This window comes from Sediminicola sp. 1XM1-17 (genome assembly GCF_037203765.1).
Classification (GTDB): domain Bacteria; phylum Bacteroidota; class Bacteroidia; order Flavobacteriales; family Flavobacteriaceae; genus Sediminicola.
The window spans coordinates 275,327-298,922 of sequence record NZ_JBBCAS010000004.1; the positions used below are offsets into that span (position 1 = coordinate 275,327).

Annotated in this window: 15 protein-coding genes; 5 read left to right on the forward strand and 10 right to left on the reverse strand. The window is 41.6% G+C overall.

The annotated features are described in order from the left end of the window. Positions 1–8: 8 nt before the first annotated feature. Positions 9–2,408, reverse strand: coding sequence for a TonB-dependent receptor (locus tag WAA86_RS08300; RefSeq protein WP_337300534.1), 2,400 nt, complete (start codon positions 2,406–2,408; stop codon positions 9–11). Positions 2,409–2,452: 44 nt separating this feature from the next. Next, positions 2,453–2,785 carry a hypothetical protein gene (locus tag WAA86_RS08305; RefSeq protein ID WP_337300535.1) on the reverse strand — a complete coding sequence of 111 codons (333 nt, stop codon included), beginning with the start codon at positions 2,783–2,785 and terminating at the stop codon, positions 2,453–2,455. 410 nt (positions 2,786–3,195) lie between these two features. Here WAA86_RS08305 and WAA86_RS08310 point away from each other — a divergent pair, with 410 nt between their 5' ends. The 3 genes from WAA86_RS08310 to WAA86_RS08320 all read left to right on the forward strand — a co-directional run bounded on the left by WAA86_RS08310 (position 3,196) and on the right by WAA86_RS08320 (position 5,841). Next, complete coding sequence (locus WAA86_RS08310) at positions 3,196–4,527, forward strand: MBL fold metallo-hydrolase (RefSeq protein WP_337300577.1); 1,332 nt, start codon at positions 3,196–3,198, stop codon at positions 4,525–4,527. 324 nt (positions 4,528–4,851) lie between these two features. Next, entirely contained in the window at positions 4,852–5,136 is a 285-nt protein-coding gene (locus WAA86_RS08315; protein WP_337300536.1) for a GIY-YIG nuclease family protein, read from the forward strand. Between the two features lie 309 nt (positions 5,137–5,445). Continuing rightward, the gene (locus tag WAA86_RS08320; protein WP_337300537.1) at positions 5,446–5,841 is read left to right on the forward strand and encodes a response regulator; all 396 of its coding nucleotides are present in this window, start codon (positions 5,446–5,448) and stop codon (positions 5,839–5,841) included. Positions 5,842–6,026: 185 nt separating this feature from the next. On the opposite strand, the gene WAA86_RS08325 is transcribed toward WAA86_RS08320, so the two are convergent. Further along, positions 6,027–6,245 (reverse strand): hypothetical protein, encoded by a 219-nt coding sequence (locus WAA86_RS08325; RefSeq protein WP_337300538.1) that lies wholly within the window; start codon positions 6,243–6,245, stop codon positions 6,027–6,029. Positions 6,246–6,552: 307 nt separating this feature from the next. Beyond that, positions 6,553–8,475 (reverse strand): S9 family peptidase, encoded by a 1,923-nt coding sequence (locus tag WAA86_RS08330; protein ID WP_337300539.1) that lies wholly within the window; start codon positions 8,473–8,475, stop codon positions 6,553–6,555. A 231-nt stretch (positions 8,476–8,706) separates the two neighbouring features. On the opposite strand from WAA86_RS08330, the gene WAA86_RS08335 reads away from it, so the two are divergent. Then, positions 8,707–9,684, forward strand: a complete 978-nt coding sequence (locus tag WAA86_RS08335) for an amidohydrolase family protein (RefSeq protein ID WP_337300540.1) — start codon at positions 8,707–8,709, stop codon at positions 9,682–9,684. A gap of 41 nt (positions 9,685–9,725) precedes the next feature. After that, positions 9,726–9,932 carry a hypothetical protein gene (locus WAA86_RS08340; protein ID WP_337300541.1) on the forward strand — a complete coding sequence of 69 codons (207 nt, stop codon included), beginning with the start codon at positions 9,726–9,728 and terminating at the stop codon, positions 9,930–9,932. Between the two features lie 14 nt (positions 9,933–9,946). Here the strand turns inward: WAA86_RS08340 and WAA86_RS08345 are convergent, their stop codons facing one another. From WAA86_RS08345 to WAA86_RS08370, 6 genes are all read right to left on the reverse strand, one after another. After that, a complete protein-coding gene (locus tag WAA86_RS08345; protein WP_337300542.1) occupies positions 9,947–11,713 on the reverse strand; it encodes a hypothetical protein in 1,767 nt (588 codons plus the stop codon). After that, a complete protein-coding gene (locus WAA86_RS08350; protein WP_337300543.1) occupies positions 11,700–12,941 on the reverse strand; it encodes an MFS transporter in 1,242 nt (413 codons plus the stop codon). The genes WAA86_RS08345 and WAA86_RS08350 overlap by 14 nt, the downstream gene beginning before the upstream one ends. Beyond that, positions 12,932–13,990, reverse strand: a complete 1,059-nt coding sequence (locus tag WAA86_RS08355) for a glycoside hydrolase family 130 protein (protein WP_337300544.1) — start codon at positions 13,988–13,990, stop codon at positions 12,932–12,934. Before WAA86_RS08355 ends, WAA86_RS08350 begins: the two co-directional genes overlap by 10 nt. 120 nt (positions 13,991–14,110) lie before the next feature. Next, positions 14,111–15,595, reverse strand: a complete 1,485-nt coding sequence (locus tag WAA86_RS08360) for a RagB/SusD family nutrient uptake outer membrane protein (RefSeq protein ID WP_337300545.1) — start codon at positions 15,593–15,595, stop codon at positions 14,111–14,113. 17 nt (positions 15,596–15,612) lie between these two features. Continuing rightward, entirely contained in the window at positions 15,613–18,651 is a 3,039-nt protein-coding gene (locus WAA86_RS08365) for a SusC/RagA family TonB-linked outer membrane protein (protein ID WP_337300546.1), read from the reverse strand. A 201-nt stretch (positions 18,652–18,852) separates the two neighbouring features. Then, positions 18,853–23,058, reverse strand: a complete 4,206-nt coding sequence (locus WAA86_RS08370; protein ID WP_337300547.1) for a hybrid sensor histidine kinase/response regulator transcription factor — start codon at positions 23,056–23,058, stop codon at positions 18,853–18,855. Positions 23,059–23,596 lie beyond the last annotated feature (538 nt).

Sequence of the window (23,596 nt, forward strand, 5' to 3'; positions counted from 1 at the left end):
TTTTAATATTAATAATTGTATTTAAGATTTAATAAAAAGTTTCTTCCCAAATCGTCCGCGTAATAGCGCAGGCGGTTCAGGTAGTTCCGGTATGAGGTATCCAATAGGTTGGTTACGGTAAATCCAAGGGTAAGCTTGGATCTTTGGTCCATATATAGATCTATACTGGAACTAAAATTGAGCAAATGGTAAGCCTCTGGTGGGGTACTCACATCTACAGTTTCCATGGTTTCTGTTTCTGGTACAAAAACCTCAAAATTGTTGTCCGGAAATTCGTTCTGGCCAAACATATAATCGCTCTGCAGGGACAATTTCAAATTGCGGACATTGGGGTTTTGGTATACCACCCCATTTTGGATGTTCACGGGAGGCATATTGATCAGTGCCTCGTTCCGGGTGCGGTCATAGCCCTTGACCATGGAAAACTGGTGGTTGAAACGGAAATGCTCGGCAAAGGCCAAAGAGGCATCCACATCTACCCCCAACAATTGTGCATTGGTCTGGCGGTATTCCCACACCTGAAAATTGCCCCTTACCGTCTGTTGTATTTCCTTAGGTTCTATTACCATAAAATCGGTTATGGTATTGATATAGGGGTTCACTGAAAATCCAAAAACGGTGTTCTCCCGCTGGAAGGTCAGGGACAGCTTATGGGATACTTCCGGACCAAAGCGCAGATCACCCAACTCTATTCGGGAGGCAGAATGGTGCAGCCCTTCACTAAAAAGTTCAGAGGGATTGGGTGCGCGTGAGGCCAAGGAATAATTGAAAAACAGGTTGTACTGTTCGTTAAAGGAATATGTGGCCCCGGCCGTGGCAGAGGTATTGTAAAAATCCAATTTTGGATTGGTGAGGATCTGGTTGCCCACCTCCTCCACCACGATCTCGGGAAACAGTTCATCATAGTTCCGCGCTTCCCAAAAGGAGGTCCGGTAAAATTTGAACACATCCATATAGTTGTAGTCAAAACGCAGCCCGGCCTCTACCACCAGGTGCTCCCCAAACCGGTAATCTGTAATGGCATAGACCCCAAGATCGTATTTGTCATAATCTGGTATCAAACGTCTTACCCCGGTATTGGGATCCGCAAAGTTGTTCTGGTAGCGGGCCATGGCCCCCACCTTTAGGGTTCCGGCATCAAACAGGTCCCGGTCCAGATCGAGCATCAGGGTATGGGTATCCAGTTCCAGATCCAGGGAAGCATTATCCGCATCTTCCCCCCTACGGATATCGTATTCCTGACGGTTGTTCCGTTGAAAATCATATTGAAGGCTAATTTTACCCACGCCCTCGAAACGTCGGAACACTTTTAATCGGGCCAAATGGTGGGTCACCTCCTGCCTGGGGTTTCCTATGTCATAGGTAAAATCCCTGATGATGAGCGGCCGGTCGCTATTGATTGCCCGGACCTGGTCTTGGGCACCCCCCAGATGGGAGGCCCGTAAGATGCCGATATCGTTTTTAAAGAAGGAATAGTAGCCTTCCACACCGTATTCCAATTCGTTGAGTCCAAAGCGCAGGGAGGCGTTCCGCTCAAAAATTCCCGTATTGCTAAGTACGTAATCTGGGGCCTCAAAATCGCCAAAACGCTTTACCGTACCCTGAAGGGTTCCGTACCAACCACTCTTGTAGCTTTTGGTGACCTGGGAGGTTACCGATGAGCCCCTGCCATTGGATGAGGCGCTCATAATCGTCTTGCCGAACAAGGTATCCTTGCGGGCCACTTTGGCGGCCTCGGCAACAATAACACCCCCAACGGCATCGCCACCGTACCGCAGGGCCCCGGCCCCTTTGATCAGGGTAAGGTTGCTTGCAGAATTGACATCAATGTTGGGTCCGTGCTCCGCACCCCACTCCTGATCTTCCATACGCACCCCGTTGTTGACAATGATAATACGGCTGCTGTGCAAGCCGTTGACCATGGGTTTTACCACGGTATTGCCCGTATTCAGGGAAGAGACCCCGCTAATACTGTTCAGGGCATCGCCCAGGGTACCACTGCTGAAATCTTCCAACTGCGCATTGGAAATCTTATTCTCAAAAAGGGTCTTGGTCTGGTTCCTGTAGGCCTCCCCTTCCAGTACAACCTCATTGAGCTCCTCCAAATGGTGTTCCAGCAGAAAATTGTTGGTGGTATTGCCATCTACCCTTACGGTAAATCCCTTGGACAGGCAATAGGGGTGCGACACCTGAATGGCGTAGGTACCCTTGCAGAGTCCGGTAAAGGTGTACTTACCATCCAGATCGGAGAGTACCGCTTGTTCCGTTCCGGCAAGGATCAGAGTGGCACCCGGTAAAAGGGAACCATCATGCAGGTCCTTTACAGATCCTGATAGGGTATAATTGCAATCTTGTGATAAGGAGATACTGCTACATAATAGCAGTACAAATAGAGCGTAATAGCGCATAGTACTTCTTGAATTAAAATATTGGAACCGGGTGGTGTGGTCTTTTAACCTAGTAGGTATGGCGGTGCCCGTAATTGGGTATTGGTATGTTTAAAAGAACTGAATAAAGGGGATGAAAATTGACATGCCTCCTTTTTCAGGACGGTGGGCAGCAACAGCTCGGTGTTGTTGGTCACACTGTAATGGTAAGTGGATTGGTGAAAGTGACAAATTTGGCAATCTGTGGCCTGCTCATGTACATGAGCCACCTGCTCTTTGCAAACCTGATGTTCGTGACCTTGAAAAACATGAGATAATTGAATAGCATTGGGCAGCATTAAAGCTGTAAGCAGCAATAATGCCGTAAAAACACGTACAAATTGTTTTTCAATTCCCATGGGGGCGTTTTGCTTTCGCTATTCCTAACGTTGGAAGCCCGAAGATATAAAACAATTTTGAAAATTGAAATTTTTGTTGAACCATCATAGGGCAATACGGGGGTTAGAGGACAGTTTCTAGCGTAGCAGGTTCAACAGAATGTGCTGATCAGTGTATTCATTACTGAAATAAATGAGGTTTAGCCCAATATATCTTAAAGCTCTATACATGAAATGTGGTTGAATTGCCCCTTACCTAATGGCATGACAAATACGCTCCCCCAATCCTATAAAATCCCAAACGAGTCAAAGATCAAACCAACATTGTCAACCCACCTAAAATCATCTTCATAATTTTATGCGTGTAACCAATGTTACTGCACAACTGTTTATGAATTGGTATTTTTAATACTTCAAAAACAAAGACGATGATGAAAATTGAACAATTTGAATATAAACCTTTGGCCCACTATTCCTATATCCTTATCAGTGATGGGGAAATGGCCATTATTGATCCAGAGCGTAATCCTATGCATTATTACGCTTATGCCAAGGCCAATAATGCCACTATAAAAGCGGTCTTTGAAACACACCCCCATGCAGATTTTGTAAGTTCCCACTTGCAGATCCATGAGGAAACGGGTGCCACGATCTACAACAGTGAAAAGTTGGGAGCAGATTATCCCCACCAACCCTTTGATGAGGGCAACAGCATTAAAATTGGCAAAGCCACCTTGGGCGCCATCAATACCCCTGGCCATTCCCCGGACAGTATTACCATCGTGGCGAAAGAAGGGGACCAAACCGTGCTCTTTACGGGCGACACCCTCTTTATTGGTGATGTAGGTCGCCCTGATCTACGTGAAAAAGCTGGGAAGATGCAGGCCAAACGCCAGGTGCTTGCCGAAGCCATGTACCAGACCATTCAGGAAAAGTTTACCCATCTGCCCGATGATGCCATCGTATACCCCGCACACGGTGCCGGCTCCCTCTGTGGCAAGAGCATGAGCGATGCCAATAGCAGCACCTTGGGCAACGAACGTATGGGGAATTGGGCGTTTAAAAAACAGACCAAAGAGGAATTTGTAGACCACCTGCTCGACAGCCAGCCCTTTATCCCTTCCTATTTTGGATACAATGTGGATATCAACAAGACGGGGGCAGCAACCCTTCGCAAAGCCTTGGCCGCTGTGCCCTTTAAAATGGGTGCCACCGCCAAAGGAGTGATCGTTGATGTACGGTCGGAATCAGACTTTAAAAAAGGGCATCTCCAAGGCAGTATCAACATTCAGGCGACTTCAGAGGATTCCAAGTTCGAAACCTGGTTGGGGGCCATCGTACAACCCGAGGAGAAATTCAGTTTGGTCATCGATAAGCCCGAGGATCTGGAACCCATGTTGGAGCGGGTAGCCAAAATTGGATATGAAAGGCAATTGCAGACCGTACTGACACTTGCCAAGGAAAGTTTGCTAAAAATGAAGCCCTTGGATCTTCAGGATTTCAAGCAGCATCCCGATAAGTATACCATCGTAGATATCCGTAACCAGAGTGAGATCAACGAGGGCAAGTTTTTTGAACAGGCCTTGGAGCATCCGCTCAACGAACTCAGGGAAACGGCCAATAAAATCCCTACGGACAAACCGGTGGTGGTCCATTGTGCCGGCGGGTACCGTAGTGCTGCCGGGAGTAGTATTCTGGAATCCGAATTGGATGGGGTTACGGTTTTTGATTTGAGCGAGGATGTGAATGAATTTAAAAAATAAGTAGGGCGAGCATCAGGCAGATTGCTTCACTGCGTTCGCAATGACGGTCGCCAAGGGTCATTGCGAGCGGAACGAAGTGGAGCGCGGCAATCTCATCAATGGAACCAAGAAGGGACAGATTGCTTCACTGCGTTCGCAATGACAGTCGCCAAGGGTCATTGCGAGCGGAACGAAGTGGAGCGCGGCAATCTCATGAAAGGGACACCAATGGGACAGATTGCTTCGGCCAAAACGCCTCGCAATGACAGCCAGGGAAAAACAGATTGCTTCACTGCGTTCGCAATGACGGTGGGAAAAAGGACCGTGCAATAAATAAAAAGTGAAATGAAAGAAGGCTTTGTATACATACTCACCAATAAAAACAACACAACTCTTTACGTTGGGGTTACTTCCAATTTAATAATGCGCGTACAAGAACACAAAGAGAAAAAGGATAAAAATTCGTTTACGGCCAGATACAATCTAAATAAATTGGTGTATTACAAAACGTTTCAAAACATAGGTGATGCCATTGCCAGGGAGAAACAATTAAAAAGTGGCAACAGGGCCAACAAAATAGATTTGATAGAACGTGAGAATCCAGAGTGGAAGGATTTAATTGAGGGGTAATGCTAACTGTCATTGCGAGCGGAACGAAGTGGAGCGCGGCAATCTCATGAAAGGGACACCAATGGGACAGATTGCTTCGGCTAAAACGCCTCGCAATGACGGCGGGGAAAAAACAGATTGCTTCACTGCGTTCGCAATGACGGTAACGGACAGGCCTTGCAATGACGGTTCGAATGTGCCTAAAAACACATATATTTTTGAGAACGCTATCAATTTTAAAATTATAAGTTTAAGTTAGCCCCTTGAAAAAATTGATCATAATGGTGAGGATGGCCAATACATCCCATTTTTCACAGTAAACCATAAGATTTGAGACCTGTTGTATTGATAATTGATGATGATCTGGTATCCCAATATTCCACAAGATATGTGGTATCACAATGTGCGCCAGATGCACTGATCTACGTGAGCGATAGTGCAGAGGAAGCCCTTATTCAATTGTCCCAGCTCCAATCGGCCAGAAAAGCTTTACCGGACATCATTTTCCTCGACCTAATTATGCCGGGCATGGGAGGTTGGGAATTTATCAAAAGATTTCAAAAAGTCCCGGGTCTCAACAAAGAAACTAGAATCTATGTATTATCCGCTTTTACCAGCGTTAAGGACAGGGATACGGCAAAAAACAATTCGGTCATCGCTGGTTTTTTTGACAAGCCGATAACCAGGAACATTGTCAAGTCCATCTTTACCTCCCGTACACCTTAATCCCAGTCCTGTATTTATAAATCTTGACTATCCTATTATTATTTATTACCTGTAATTTTTTAAGATAGCACCACCTTATTGCAACTTGCATATTTTATATAACTAAAAAAACCCCAAGGGCAAGGCTCCTGGGGTGTTGGTATGAGGTCCAAACTATGTTAAGATGATCGTAGTGGAATTTTCTGCTACAGTGCCTCGGCTTTAGGTTCTTTGGGAGCCTTTAGATTGATATCCAAAAGATTGACATCCTCATTGGACACAAAATTATAATACCCAAAAAATTCGAAGCCGTGTTTCTTCAATACCTTCATCAGGTCGTTCACCAATAGTTCACGTTCTGTATGGGTAATTGGCTTATCGTTCCTCTTGTAATAGAAACCGTTTACTTTTAGATTTTTCTCCATGTTAGATTTGGGGTTTGCATGTTTATTATCAAGCCCCTTTCGGGCGCTTAACAGGTTAAGTTTAGTCGGACAATAACTCTTTGGGAAGCTCTTGCGCCGTTGCCAATTGAAAACGTCCAATTCTGGCCCATATTGTACATATACCTAGTATTTCAACGAAAAATACGCACTCGTTTTATCTCCAAATTTCTAAAAACCTGGGAGTCAATTGACAAGAGTCCAAAAAGTTAATTTGAAAAAATTACACCCCCCAACATGTTTGCGTTCTCTCGATATCACAAGACCGTTCCGATTCAAAAACCATATCTTATTTCAAATGCTTTTCCAAAAATTCTACCACTCGTACGTAGGCAGTAATGCGATTGTCCATCTTACGAATACCATGTCCCTCGTCCGGGAACCTAAGGTATACAACCTCGCCTCCATTATCCCTAATCCCCTTCACGAAACGGTCCGACTCTGTAATCGGATCCCGTGGGTCATTGGCACCATGGAGTACCATTACGGGATCTTTTACCTGATCTATATAAGTCATGGGAGAGATAGACTCAAAGAATTTTCGGTCTTCCGGATCATCAATATCCCCGTATTCCAACCGATCACTGGCCTTTAGGGCAGGAGATGCGCCTTCCAGTGCGGTGATCCAGTTGGACACACCAACAAAGGCGACACCACAACTGAAGACTTCAGGTAAACGAGTCATGGCCGCCATGGTCAGATAACCACCGTAAGAGCCACCCATAACGGCCACTTTATCCTTATTGACAAGCCCTTTTTCGGATAGGTAATTTACCGCGTCTTCAAGATCGTAAAGTTCACTTTCCCTTTTACGCTTATCATTCTCACGGGCATATGTTTTCCCATAACCCGTGGATCCCCGGAAATTTAGATCGAATACGGCAAATCCCTGGGCTGTCAAATATTGGGTAACCGCACTAAAAGTGGGCCTGGCCTGTGCGGTAGGACCTCCATGGACCAGCAGTACCAAAGGAGTATCTTTGTTCATTAACTCTACCGGATATAAAAGCCCGTGTACGGTGAGTCCGTCCCGTGCTTGGAAACTATGAGCCACGGGCTGTACCATCCTTTCAAGATCCAAACCGGCATTGTTGGAACGGGTCACACGGTTTACCTCCTTACTTCCAACAGTCCCTGCCCAAAGATCTCCGGGCAATTTGGGACCAAAAACATTGGCCAATAGGGTTTCACCATGCTTCGCTCTTTTTAGGTTGAACACTCCAGCGGGCCAGTCAGGGGGCGTAATTTCCGATCTATTATCGAGATCCAAAATATGATGCTTGCTAAATCCGCCATCATTGGCTACCCAGTGCAGTATATTTTTCTTATCATCATACAGTATCTGTTCAATATCAAAATCTTTTTGGAGTATATATTCCAATTTAGCGGTTTCAAGATCATAACGGGCCACACCCAAATACTCCGAATCCTTATTGGTTCGCAGAAAAAAGGAACTACCGTCCAGTTTCCATTCTATATCAGAAAACTGTGACCTGTCCCCTTCACTGCTGATGGGGATCAATTTAGCATCTGCAATATTCAACAGGAAGAGATTATTGGCGTCTTCGGCAATACTTTCCATAATTACAACTTGGTTGCCATCGGGTGAAAAGGAAATGGGATAATATCCCATGCTCCCCTCATATATTTTTTTGTCCGTATTGGTACTGATATCAAACACGTGAATATCGTAATCGGTTCCATTCCGCTCTGTAGTCGCATATACAAATTGGGAACCGTCTTTATTGAAATCCCCAAACTCACGGAAGGCGTCAGAAGGTGCCAATAATTCTTTTTCGTATAATCCATCAGCGGACACCAGGTAATAGCCCATACGTTCATTCCCCTCCTTGTCCGTGGCATATAGAACTTCATTGTGATCTGGACGCCATTGGTGAAAAGTGACCGAGTTTCCATAAGTGATTTGAAGTGGGGCGGACAGCCGTACGGTTTCAGTGACCCAAATCTGGGGCTCCCCAGATAAATCGGTTCGATAGGCCACATGCACTCCATCAGGGGAAAGTGAGGGGGCATAAGCATCCTGCACATTAAGGAATCGTACAATATCCGGTTCTTCGGCCCCCGCCAATGCGACCCTATTGGGTACTGCTACCGGAATGTCCGCGTCAAAGTTGTCTTTTTTTTGTTCCTGTTGTTTGTCCCCGCAAGCCATCAGTAACAGCAACGGCAGAAAATAGTGTGATAGTTTCATACAGTTATCATTTAAAAAGGTAATGATTTATTTTGGCCCATGAGTGGGCTTTCGGAGGTGGAGAAAAGATACTAAATTATTTTCTTTTAAAGCACGTATTCACTCCAAAAACATCACGTTTCGGATCCTTTTATACTTGAAAATCAGCCACATATCGAAAATTTACATATCTTTAAGACCCTATCCGTTCCGGATAGCATTCCGTTCCCCCTTAACTTTAAAAACCAGCCTATGAGAACTGTCAGTATATTGTTATGGCTCCTGTTCCTGCTTTCCTGTGGAACAAAGGAAGAATCGGGAACCGTTAAAGAAGCGGTTACATCAAACACCCATTACACCGGTCCCATTATCGACATGCATTCCCATGCCTTTGGACCAGAGAGTGGCCTTAATAGGCAATTGGGAAGGGCGTATACAAACCCCTTGACCGAAAAGACGTATGTTGCCGCGGCCAGTATGGAAGCAGCAAAAAACCAGACTCTGGAAATCTACCGCAAGCACAATGTGGTAAAGGCTATGGTAGGATCAGGGGAATTATGGACCGAGGAAGCACCGGAGCTTGTGATGATCGGAAATGGGTATGAACATTCCATAAATGAGCTTCGCCATCGCCATAGTGCTGGCAAACTACAAGTACTGGGGGAAGTGGCTCCCAATTATGAGGGCATTCTTCCTACCGATGAAAAAATGGCACCCTATTTTGACCTTGCAGAGGAACTACAGATCCCTATTGCCTACCATCTGTATCCCGGAGGACCTCCCGGTGGTGCCTATTTTGCCTACCCAATGACCAGGGCCATACAGGGAAAGCCACTACAAATGGAGGAGGTCCTTTTTGCACGTCCAGAGATGAAGATTTATATCATGCATGCCGGCTGGCCCTATTTGGAAGATATGAAGGCGTTGATGTTTGCACATTTACAGGTTTATGTAGATGTGGGTGTCATCAACTGGATGCTACCAAGGGCCGAGTTCCATCATTTTTTAAAAGGACTTGTCGATGCAGGTTTTGGCAAACGCATTATGTTTGGTGTGGACCAAATGGTCTGGCCACAAAGTATAGAGGAAGCTATTGAAAGTATACAATCGGCCGACTTCCTGACCCTGGAACAAAAAGCGGATATCTTTTATAACAATGCGGCACGCTTTATGGATTTCCCTGAAGAAATGATCCAAATTCACAAGAACATTGCCGTAGGCACCAATTAGTATATCAATGAGAGCGGAACAAAGTGGAGCGCGGCAATCTCATGAAAGAACCGGAAACATACAGATTGCTTCGGCCAAAAGCCCTCGCAATGAGGGCTACGAAGAACAGATTGCTTCACTGCGTTCGCAATGACGGTGGGAAAAAGCAAATGATGGCCCGATCTACCGATCTCCTGATAGCTATCGGGATCGGGATCGGGGCCACCGTTAACATTTGGGAGGCTTTTAATCTTAGGTTCTATAAGTGAACTTCATGCTACAGCTATCTTGTTCCATTATTATAGTTATAATCAATTACCGTTTCATCAGCATATAATTTGCCTCCTTCGGCCTTGATTTTTGCCGAGGCAGGAACTAACACCAATAAACAAGACGACTCACCTTTCACCGTAAAAGTAAAGTCGTACTTGGTTTTTTGGGAAATAAACTTACGCTCAATGGCATCGTAAATTTTCAAATTTTTGTCCCCTAAGGATATCACCACGTCCTTGGTTTCCTTATTTGGGTTGTAATACAAATAACTTGGATATGCTTTTCCGCGATAGAAATCGGTGGCCAAAAGGTCCAATTGAAGGATATTCTCAACATTAGTTTTTGAAATAATGGCTCCGGCAATCCCTACGTGCCCACTTCCGTAAACACTAAACTGGGAAACTTTTGGATTGTCCTTATTCCATTTCATACCATCCCCTATGGCTACAGGGGCTTTGATATCCAGGTACAATCCTTCCTCCTCATAATGGGAACGTTTTATGAGCGCCTCATAGGCAAGAACACCTTTGGTATGTTCCTTTTCTTCAGGAATGGTTTGATGGTCGTCCGGAATTTCATAAGGATAGAAAAACTTGGAAGCATTGGCAGCATTCAGCATCCATTTCCCAATGGTATTGGCATAGCGTTGATCGTATCGGACCATAGGAACCAAGGGCCACATGGTATCGTAGGTATTCATCAAAAACGCAAAACCGTCATTGTGCGTGGTACTCCCCACTAACCCGGAAACATCATACCCGTTCCAATTATCATCCAGTACTCCCCAGCCTTCCCTACATGCTGAAGTGCCATCAAAGGTCCAATCTAGGACTTTGGCAAAATTGTAATTGGTACCTTGTTCCGCATTCATTCTCGCGGCGATATAAGCTCCAAAAGGCATTAATATTTCATAGAAGTAATTGTCCTTTTGGTCCAAAAGTGCTTCCAAGGAGGATTTGGCACCATCCAAATACTTTTTATCATTAAATTTTTGATAAGCGGAATACAACACATAGGAATGACCCGCTGCGGCATCTTGCTGGGTGCATATCCATGATTTGCTCGGGGTCATGGTCGAATAATCAAAAAAGGAATAATCGTAGTTCCCATCCAACACAGCATCGGCCTCATAAAATTTATCCGCCACAGATCTAAGAATTGTATCGTATTCATTTACCTCCGGATAAAGATCCGCAACGGCATAAAACATCACATTGGGGTACACATCATACCACCAATCCCTGGCATATCCCCCTCCGAGCTGAGCCACTTCCGGACCAGTGTTGTTCATCATTATATTCCAGTTGTTTTCACTGTTGAAATAGTTTTTTAACATCCGCACATAGTTATCACCGTTCTGGTTGGACTTGTCTATGCCCACCAAACTCCCGCCTAGGACGGAGCCAATACTTGCTAATGATTCGTGAAAAATGCCGTCATAATGCTCCATCCCTTGTCTCACATCTCCCATGGCCGTGTAAATGCCGTAGGTTTCTTGATCGAAGTTCTTTCTAGAATTATCCTTCCAGATCAGCGGCCAATATTTTCCGGTCTGATTTTCATCATACACCTTGGTATCATAATCCCGTGCCAAGGTCTTAAAATCCATGATCTTAAATGGCTTTGGCAGGTTTGGCATGGAATCTATCCTCTGAACTCCCAGTTGGACTATTGGATGGGCTTCCTCAAACATATTCTCTTTTGGTGCATCGCTACAGGAGCCAAGTCCAAGATATAAAATGGACAATAGGATTAGACGTAGATTAAATGTTTTCATTTTCTAATGTATTTTGTTGTTTTAATAATTGTTTTGCAATCACAATGGCCACAAGTTGTAATGATCCTATGATCAGAAGGGCATATCGTAAGGCTATATCGGCATCCCCAAAATAGGCGATTGCCAAAAAAGTCCCCGCTCCAATAACCCTACCAAAAAACAACCCAAATTCATGATTGAGGATATAGGAAAATTCGTTTCTATTCTCCAATTCAGAAAGCAGATCAATTACTTTCAGTTGCATTGGAAAGTAGGCTATGTCCAAAATAGGCCTGGCGATCAATAGCAAAAAGATAAAAATGATCACCCCTACCGAGCTGAACAATACAGCGTTGAACATAGAGGCCAAAAAGAAACAGATTAAACCAAAACTGAAAATATAGAGTCGGTGTTTTGGCTTAGATATCTTTCCTAAGATAAGCATTATTATGGCCGCGATGATAGCACCAATGGATTGGGCCGTTCCCAAAGCGCCTTCAGAGGCAAAAAATTTCATCATTAAAATAGCGGGTGCAGTTACGATAAAACCTTGGGCCAGGCCTTTTAGCAAGGCCATTTGCAGCATCTTATTCCATAGTTTATGGAACTTAAAATATAGGAATTTCTCGCTCTTGGGCTTTTCATACGTACCAAAATGAAATATTATGGAAGCAATAATAGTTAAGATAAAGACCCCAATGGTAACGACCTTATAACCCGAATTTACGCCCTCGTTGGAACTACCATTTCCATTCATTAAATACCATCCAATTACTATGGGAACCAATACTGCAGTGGTCGTATAAAAGAAGGTGTCAAGGCCGTAATAAAAATTCCTGGTTCTATCCGAGGTGGTGGCAAGGACCAAATAATCCCTATTGGACCAGTACAGTCCAAATGACATCCCCATGATCAGGCCTGCGAAAACCAACCCTGAATAAGAAATATCCTCCAAGGACATCATAAATAACATGGATACTCCACTGAGCATCATCCCCAAGGAAAACAGCCTTTTGATATTAAACCTGTTGAGCAGGTATCCATTGATATAAAAAGTTATGGGTATCCCTGTATAAATGGCCAATTGGTATAACATTACCTTAGAAGGATCATTGGAGTTCCGCATGATATAGGATGCGACAAAAATGTCTATCACAGGCATCACAAATGCGTAGACCAAATTTGTCAATATCAATATTTTGGCACTCTTTGAGAAATCTTTCAGCCCTATTTTAGCAACTACTCCCATGACTTGATTAGTGATTTTAAAATTGATTCAACAGATAGTGTTGCCAAGCAGACATGCTCATCTGAAGCTCCGTAGTATACCTTAATTTCGTTCCCAACAACAGTATGACCATTCGTAAAAACGACATTGCCAAAAAATCCTGTTTTTTCATATTCGGCCAAGGGCTCCATTATTGGCTCTTCTGACCTAGCCAGTACAATAGAGGGGTCTTTTAGGTCTAACAACAAGGCACCCAAACAATATCTATGTTCCTGTGTTGCCCCGTGGTAAATTGCCAACCATCCTTCTTTGGTTTTAATGGGTGCAGCTCCTGCCCCAAGTCTCTTGCTATCAAATTTAGAGGCTCTGGTTTTGGCTATACACTTATGATTGCCCCAGTGAATCCCATCAGGTGATTCCGCTACCCAAATGTAATTACCCCCCAATTCAGGGCTACTGGGTCTATGCAGCGCATAAAATTTATCATTGATTTTTTCTTCAAAAATGGCACAGTCCTTATTATGTGGACTAAATATCATTCCTTTTTTATCGAAGTTTTTCCAATTCTTGGTAGTTCTTAACCCAACACCAACGCCATTGGGAGAAACCATGGTATAGGTCAAATAATAGGTGTCCTCTACTTTTACAACCCTACAATCTTCAATCCCGTAACTTTCATAGTCTCCTTCCCCAAAAATTCCCGGATAATCGGCAGATTCAGAAAATTCTACTCCATCATTGCTAAAAAGTATCCTAAGATGTGAAATAGTAGTTAGGTAATCTACACCATCATATTTGATCACCCTTGCATCAGAAGCATCCAATTTGGGGTCATCCAGCTTAAAATCCAGTATCTCTACCTTTCCTACATTGTTGTAATATGGAACGGATATAATGCCCTCTTTTTTTACTGTTCTCTCGGCAACACGTACCAATAAGCCAATCTTTCCGTTAAATTCGAATGTCCCTGGATTAAGTAAGCACTCAATTACCATATGTTCATTGCTTGGCTTTAAATCCTTGGGCGACAACAACGGATTTTTACTGTGTCTATTTGCAATATCTGTCATTATTGTTCAATTTTAGGCTAGTCCCAGTTTTCAAATTGGAGAAGTAGCATTAAAATTTTATACTACTTCTCCTTTGAAAAACTAAACTACCAACTCAAATTATTAATACTATCGGTTTATTTAATATCCTGGGTTCTGTGTAATTGTTCCTCCAGACTTATCAATATCTCTTTGAGGAATTGGATATAAATAATTATAGTCTTGGAAATTTCTTCCCAAATCTGTTAAAACTTCTTTTGCGGTTCCCCATCTTTTTAGGTCATTGAATCTATGGGATTCAAAACCTAATTCTACTCTTCTTTCGGACATTATCCATGCTTGGATTTCCGCGGCACTGCTCGATGCAGGCCTATCCACCAAGGTTCCCGGAGGCACTATGGAACCATCTGCCGTTGCACTTGTTCTGGCCCTTGCCCTTATTTGGTTAATAATTGCCACAGCCTCAGCATAATTTCCTGTTTCGTTAAGCGCTTCCGCTTTCCAAAGCAATACATCTGCGTAACGCATATATACCTTATTGCCATAATCTATCATGTCCGTAGTTGAACCTATGATCTTATAGGAACGCTTATCATCAGGATTGGCTGTAGTAGTATATAACAATCTCGGGTCATTAGGTTCGAAGGCAGCAACAAAATCATCGGTCGGAGCAAAAAATCCCCACCCAATAACAAATCGAAGTCCATTGGTATTGTTAGGAGTTTCGTTAGAACGGTGATCGTAAGCGAATATCACTTCATTATCGGTAAATTCTTTGGCTGCATCAAAACTGTCAAAATAATTGGCATTAAGGCTGTAATTACCAAGTGCATCCAACTCGTTGATGGAATTTAGTACTGAGGACCAATTCTCATTGAACAAAGCCACTTTGGCCTCCAAAGCAATAATAGCGCCTTTGGAAACTCTCCAAGGTTCCATTGGATCTGGATACTTGGCATCGGATGCCAACGATTTTGCAAGGGCAATGTCTGAATTTACTTGGTCCATTACTTCTTGCTCAGGTGCCCTAAGTGCTACTGCCAACGCTTCCTCAAAAGAATCTGGAGTTGCACTGATCAAAGGAACGTCTCCAAAATTATTTACAAGATCAAAATAGTAATAAGCTCTTAAGAAATGCGCTTCGGATAAAAGTTGATTTTTTCTGGCATCAGTCATCCCGGCAGCTTGTACCGTTTCAGCATCGGATAAAAATCCTATGGCCAGGTTGGCCCTATTGATCCCGATATAGTCATAGACCCAAATTCCATTAAAGGCTTGGTTCTCTGGTGTAAAAGTGAAATCACCAATTTCATCCATCCATGGTTGATCCCCATCCGGATTCCATTTTTTATTCATGTCATTGGATGCGATGTCCTGCAACACAATATCATTTCTAAATACGGTTCCTAAATCCCATCTCCAACCTGGTACAACACCATTCAAAGTATTTTTTAACGGTTGGTATATAGAGCTTACCGATGCTTCCAAAGTAGAAAGAGCCAAGTCGTTGTCTATAATGTCTTCTGTTAAAAGCCCTATGGGCTCTTTTTCCAATTCGTCCATACAACCCACGGCAAGTGACGAGATGAAAATGACAATTAGTATTTTGTTAATTATATTTTTCATGATTACTTTTTTTAAAATTAAAACTTGACATTAAGTCCAAAAATGAAGGATGTAGAAGATGGGTATGTTCCCTTATCCACTAAATCTGATGCTTCCGGATCCAATCCTGTATACTTGGTAGACGTAAATAGATTTCTCCCGGATACATAAAGACGTGTGCTTTGAAATCCTTTGATACCATCAATGGTATAACCAATTTCAATATTTTTCAATCGTAGGTATGAGGCGTCTTCAACAAAGATGCTCGACACTTTACTACTGCCATTATCCTCGAATGCAACTCTAGGAATACTGTTGGTACTTCCCTCTCCATCCCAAGCTCCTAAAATGGCCGTAGTATAATTAAATGGTCTTGTATCAAAATCTATAATTTTCTTGCCATCGTTATACCTATCAATCCCTTCAACACCCTGAAATAGCACGGACATATCAAATCCTTTGTACTCCCCGTTCATAAAGATACCATAGGTAAGGTCCGGAATGGAGGAACCGATAAATTCACGATCAAAATCGGGGCTTATTTTTCCATCCCCATTGATATCCTTGAACTTAATATCCCCTGGTTTGGCATTCCCTTCCAAAAAGAGATGACTATCTATTTCTGCTTGGTTCTGATAAATTCCTTCCATCCTATATCCGTAATAAGCATCCAAAGGTTGACCAACAACGGTTCTGGATTCATTGTTAACGATATTCGGAACATTTGGATGTAATTTCTCAACATTGTTGATTACTGTAGAAAGATTGGCGTTGATGTTATATTTAAATTCTCTTTCTGAATTTCTAAAATTGACAGAAAATTCAAAACCTTTATTGCTAACCTCACCGGCATTGACTATGGTTGGCTGCAAATCTCCAAGGAAACCTGGCAAACCTATTGGCAACAATATGTCGGTTGTGCTTTTATCAAAATATTCGGCCGTAAAACCAATCCTGTTTTTGAAAAGACCTAGGTCGATCCCCAAGTTGGTCTGTGTAGTAGTTTCCCATTTAAGATCAGGATTACCATACCTTACTCTTCTTACAATCCCTTCGTTTTGCTCAATTAATTCTGCATAGGTATAGTTGTCTATATTCTGATTACCCAATTGACCCCAACTAGCTCTTAATTTTAAATCGGACAACCAATCCGTATCTCTAAGAAAATCTTCCTGTGATATGGTCCAACCTCCAGAAATTGACGGGAAATATCCCCATCTATTATTCTCGGCAAATTTTGAAGAGGCATCCGCCCTTAAATTGGCTGTCAGAATGTATTTATTATCGTAGGAATATGTGGTAGACCCAAAATAGGAGAACAAGGCAGATTCCGTACGTGTACCTCCATTATTTTCGTCTAAAGTTTCCCCTCCGAAAGACAAATACCTAAATTCCTCTGTTGAATATGGAAAACGTGCCCTACTGGCAAAAATATCCGATTGTGTCTGGGAAACGTATTCGGTACCGATTAGGGCATTAAAATCATGCTTTTCCCCAAACGTTTTATTGTAATTCAAAGTATTACTAAAGGTTAGGGCCAATGATTCACCCCTTCTTTCACTTAGATTATTAGGTCTATTTCTTCTTCCCAATCCTTGGTCGATAGCACTTCCACCGCCATCATCATCCCCGTAATTCTCATTAAAGGTCTTGTCATGAAAGAAGGTAAGGTCTACACCTACATTGGATCTAAATGTTAAAGCATTGTCCTCTAAAAATGAATACTGTCCATAAACATTACCAAACGTTTTAAATATCCTTGTCTGGTCATCTGAAAAATATGCTTGCGCAATGGGGTTGCCCACCATTTCGTACAGGGTCCTGTTCAACCCTTGATCATAACCTGTTGGGGTAAAGAATGGCATATCGGTAAAAGGATCTCTTTCAGAATAGGTTGGGTCATTTACATCTTTATAGACAGGAATAACAGGAGCCCTTAACAAAGCGAATCTTATTAAACTTTCACCCGTAGAAGGAACCTTGTCCTGTTTTGAGGAAGACAATTGAATATTGGTCCCTATTTTAAATCGATCTGTTAGATCGGCATTTACATTTGTCCTGAAATTTAGTCGTTGGAATTTGTCATTATCATAAACCACAATACCGTCCTCACCATAATATCCTACTGACATTAAATATTGAACTTGCTCACTACCGCCACTTGCAGACAATTGTAAGTTTTGTGACTGTCCAGCTTCAAATAATTCATCCAACCAGTCCGTATCACCAAAATCTGCCCGGCCCCTATCCGCAGTATATGGATTGTCTCCTGTAAATGTGTTGTTCCAAGCCTTCTCCGTAGTATTGATATACTGTTCTGCATTTAGCATATCGGGAAGGTTTGAAGCGGATTGAATTCCATACCAATATTCGGCATTGATACTCATTTTTCCCTTTATGCCACTTTTTGTAGTGATCAATACCACTCCAGCGGATGCCCTGGATCCATAAATGGATGCTGCAGCGGCGTCCTTTAGAACCGATATAGATTTAATATCGGACTGGTTTAGAAAGGTAATATCTCGAGAAGGAACACCATCCACGATATACAATGGATCGTTATTCCCAATAGTTCCAACACCACGGATACGAACTTGGATTCCGCCTCCTGGAGCACCGCTACTAGAGGCCACCTGTACCCCTGCAACTTGGCCCTGCAGGGCTTGAGCCACATTAGAAGTTTTGGCGATGTTCAAATCATCGACATCAACAACGGAGATCGCCCCTGTTAATGTTGATTTCTTTAAGGAAGAGTACCCTACAAGAACAACCTCGTCAAGAGCACTTGAATCTTGTGATAAAATAACATTGATCTGGCTTTTGCCATTAACCGGAATTGCTGTAGTCTTATACCCAATATAGCTAAACACCAAGGTTGCATTGGAGTTTACATTGGATATTACATAGTTACCATCAAAATCGGTCGAAGTTCCTATTGAAGTGCCTTCAATAACTACATTTACGCCGGCAAGTGGACCGTCTTGATCCGAAACAGTACCCGTAATGGTCTGAGCCATCAGGGAGCTTCCGAAAACAATAGCCACCAAAAAAGTTAGCTTACTGATACAATTTTTCATGTTTGATTTAAATTTGGTTAATATAGATGTTGTTTTTTCATGCCTTTAAATAAGGCTGATTTAGGTTCTAGCGCGCTTCTAAAAAAGCCCGCTTCTAGTTAAAGTAAAGTTAAAAGGAGGGTGCGGCAAAAGCTGTACACTATATGACCAAAAGTGTACACTATGATTTAAGTGATTGATTTTTAAGTATTTACAATATCACTATTGCTTGGATTTAAATTGGAGCTGATAGTTTTTCGGAGTGATATTAAACATTTTCTTAAACTCCCTGTAAAAGTAAGAGCGGTTGTTGAATCCAGATTGATAGGAAACCTGTGAAACGGTAAGTGTGTTTTTTCTTAAAAGAGCAGCGGCATGTTTTAATCTAATGGTTCGTATGAGATCCCCGGGAGAAAAGCCATATATGTATTTAATTTTTCGATAGAGTTGCGAACTACTAATTCCAAGCTCTTTCTCTATTAGAAGACTTTGGAGATTTTCATTTTCAATATTATTATGAATAATGGCAACTACCTTTTTCATGAAGTCTTTATCCTCATCATTTTCCAAACTACTTGTAAGGCTTTCAATAGGAGTTTCCTTGGATAGATGTTTCAACATTAGCTCCTTTTCCTCCAATAAGTTTTGGACTTTTATCTGCAAGTAATCGGGATGGAAAGGTTTTGGGATATATGAATTTGCCCCACACTCCAAACCTTCGATGCTGTGGATGACCGAATTTTTTGAGGTAAGCATTATCAACGGAAGGTGGCATGTAATCACATTGCTTCTTATTTCCTTACAAAATTCCAAACCGTCCATCTCTGGCATCATGAGATCACTGATGATGATGTCGGGCATTTCCTTTTTAATGGCTTCAAGGGCCTCTGCACCATTATTTGCAGTCAAAACGTTATATTTTTCTGTCAATAATTCCTTTAAAAACACCCTAACGTCTTTTTCATCTTCAACTACCAATACAACTTTGCGTTTAGAAAGGATGCATTCTAGAGAAGTTATTTTATTTGAAGCATCTGCATTGTCAGATTCATCTTCAAGTATATTTTTTAAGTGGTATGAAATATTAACCTGGCCAGAATGCTCCTCTATTTCAGTATCCTTAAAGTTCTCCTTGCCGCATGGCAGCAGAACATTGAATGAGACCCCTTTATTGACTTCACTTGCCACAGAAATATCCCCTTTTAAAACCGTAACTAGACTTTTTACATATGCCAACCCAATTCCTGTTCTAAACTTTGTGGTATCCGCATCCCTACTATCATCCAATAGTACAAATCGATTGAACACACGATCTAATTTATCCTTGGCAATCCCTTTCCCTGAATTGGAAACCATAATCTGTAATGTCCTCGTGTCATTCTGTTCAATAAAAACCTGAAGTTGAATTTTTCCTTTTTCAGGGGTATATTTAAAGGCATTGGACAACAAGTTGAAAACAATTTTCTCAATCTTGTCCTTATCGAACCAACCTTCTAAAGACGAAGGTATTTCAAGATCATATTCTATACTGTTCTGAATAGCCCATTCATCAAATAGTTCGGCAATTTGCTCAATTAAATTCACCAGGTCAAATTGCCGAACCCGTACTTCCAAATAATCACTTTCAGCTTTCCTAAATTCTAGCAATTGTTGAGTCAAAAAGAGTAATCTTGATGAATTCCTTTCAATCATTTGTATGAACCTCTGGTTTTTTTCACTTAATCCAACCATTTCAGAAAGTTTTTGAATTGGTCCGGTGATTAAAGTCAAAGGGGTTTGAAACTCATGTGCAACGTTCGTAAAAAATGTAAGACGGTTTTGATGTATTTCCTCTTCTCTTTTTTGTCTAATAATATTCTTTGCCAAAGACCTCTTTTTCTGATAGTAGCTATAGATCAACGCAAGTAGAAGCATAAAAAGAAGAATATATACCGCATATGCCACATTTGTTCGCCAAATAATTGGATCTATTTTTATGTCTATGGCTCTTGTTGGATTACTCCAAATACCATCACTATTTGACCATTTTAGCCATAGTGAATACTGACCAGGAGGTACGTTGGTAAAGGAAATGCTTTTACGGTTATTGATGTTCACCCATTCATCGTCAAAACCGATAAGCTGATAAGCATATTGGCATTTTTCACTATGTATATAGGTAAGGGCAGCTATATCTATGTCGAAATAATTTTCATCGTGTTTTAAGTTTATCGATGGAGAGGTGGTATTGTTTGGGGAGACCACCAAATTCTGATAATAGGGTATTTCCTTATTTTGACCACTTATCTTGTCAATGAATATATCTGGCAAAAATGGATCCTCCTCTATTTCTGACGGCAGAAAATAATTAAACCCTTTTATACCGCCCATAAATACATAATCCGAGTCGGTACTCTTATAAAAAGCTCCATCTGCAAACTCATTATTTTGCAAACCCTCATTTTCAGTAAAATTTATAAATCTGGATTCGTCGACTATAAAATTAGATAGACCAAAATTGGTACTTATCCAAAGGTTTGAACTTTTATCTGCAATAATTCCATGTATCGTATTGTTGGGCAGACCTTCTTTTACTGTAAAATGTTTAAAATTTGCCTGTCCATCCTTCCCTATTCCCTCCAATACATTGAGTCCAAAACTTGTCCCTACCCATAGCTTATTGCTTGAATCCATATACAGACAAAGTATATCATCATTAGATAGACTATTGGGGTCGTCCCTTTTGTTTTTATAGGTTTTAAATGAGTTCGATCTCTTGTTAAAAAGGTTCAAGCCACCCAACCTTGTGCCGATCCAAAGTTCATTTTCACTTTTTGGCAGAATTGAAAATATAATATTGCTGCTTAAACTATTTTCCTGGTATTGATTTGCGACATATTTCTTGATTTCTGACACTTTAAGCTTTTCGCCGTTACGATCAATTTTCAGACGAATTATACCATACCCATTAGTGCCCAACCACAAGTATCCTTTTTTATCCTGATACATGGCATAGGTCGACTTAAAGTATTCACTCTTTTCGCTCCCCATTATTTGGGACCAAGGTATAAGCCTTGACTTTTTTAAATCAAAAACATCAATTCCCTCCCCATCCGTACCAATAAAAATTAAGCTATCCTGACCTTTATGCAATGCATAAACCGAATTGTTGATAGGACTATTATTCTGATTAAAATTTTTGTATTGCAAAGGCTCATTTACATTCTCATAGAATTTAGCTGGAAAACGGAACAATCCCTTTCCTTTTGTTCCCACCCAAAAGGAATTTCCGTGTGCCTCAGCAAATGCTCTAACAATACCCTCACTAAACTCTGGTACCTGTGCCTTGGCTACTAAATGAAATGACTTTCGCAGAGGATATAATTTAAAAATCCCATCCCCATCTGTTCCTATCCAAATTACATTTTCATTTCCTTGCAGAATAGTTGTGATTTTCTGGTCCTTGAGGAATTTTTTCCAAGGAAGATGCACTCTCTTACCCTCACTATCAATGACCAAAAATTCTGATGAACTGGACATTAGAAGTCCTTCATTTACTATTCCAACTACATTTTTAATACTCTTTTCAAAAACCTCCTTTTTTCCTTGATTCGTTAGTGAGTATATCACCATTTTACCTGTTTTCGAAATGATACCCAACCTTTGATTTTGTAATATTTCGAATTCATCAACATCGTCCGCAACAATCTCACTTTTAGAGATCGTTTTTTGACCATCAACTCCGGTAGCTATCCCCAATCGGTATAATTCACCATTATCAAAGAGTAGAAGCAAATCGCCTGTGGAGGTAAAGACCATCTTTTTAACCGCCTTCATTGGAAGATTATGGGAATTCAATCGTTGAAATCCGTCCTTATAAAAGTAACCCACCCCCCAATCTTTTACTGCACAGAATACAGTTTGAGAAGGATCGAGTGCGATGTTAAATTCCGATTCCGATATGGGAGGGTTGTTAATCCTTGAGAAATAATAACGACGAAAGGTATTGGTTTTCTTGTTATAGCTGTTTATACCATGAATTGTGGATACCCAGATATGCCCAGATTTATCTTCTACAATTTTAAGTACCACCTGATTACTTAGACTATTCTCATTATTGGGCTCTGGACGAAATATTTTGAATTTACTACCGTCATAACGATTTAAGCCATCCCACGTTCCTATCCACAATAGGTTATCAGAATCTTGAAATATTGCATTCACGGAACTGTTGGAGAGTCCCATGGAATTATCAATCTGCTTAATTTTATATTGTAATACTTGACCAGTTTTAGCCGTATTTATTTCTTTCTCATTGTCTATGGAAATTTGATTCCTAGGTTGAAGGGAGGAATTTTGAGAATAAGCTGTTCTATCCTGCGCAATGCAAATTCCTACAAAAAGAATAGAAACAAACAGGTAATATTTTTTTACATCAAAAAACAGCATAAGACAATATAGACTAAAAATGCTTAGAAATTAGGGAACGAATTCAGAATAAAATAAAAAGTATCCAAGATAAAACTTGTTTTTCATTATCAAAATGTTCCTTGGCTATTTTGATAATATAAAATGAGGAGACTCACCTAATAGGTACATAAAGAGCGGAACGAAGCGGAGTACCATCGGGGCAGACCGTCATTGCGAGCGGAACGAAGTAGAGCGCGGCAATCTCATGAATGGAACCCGGAATGGACAGATTGCTTGGGCCAAAACGCCTAGCAATGACGGCCAGGGAAAACAGATTGCTTCACTGCGTTCGCAATGACGGTAGGAAAAAGCATAAGACAGAACAAACGGTCATTGCGAGCGGAACGAAGTGGAGCGCGGCAATCTCATTAATGGAACCTGCAATGGACAGATTGCTTCGGCCAAAACGCCTAGCAATGACGGCCAGGGAAAAACAGATTGCTTCACTGCGTTCGCAATGACGGTGGGAAAAAGCAATAGACAGAACAAACGGTCATTGCGAGCGAAACGAAGTGGA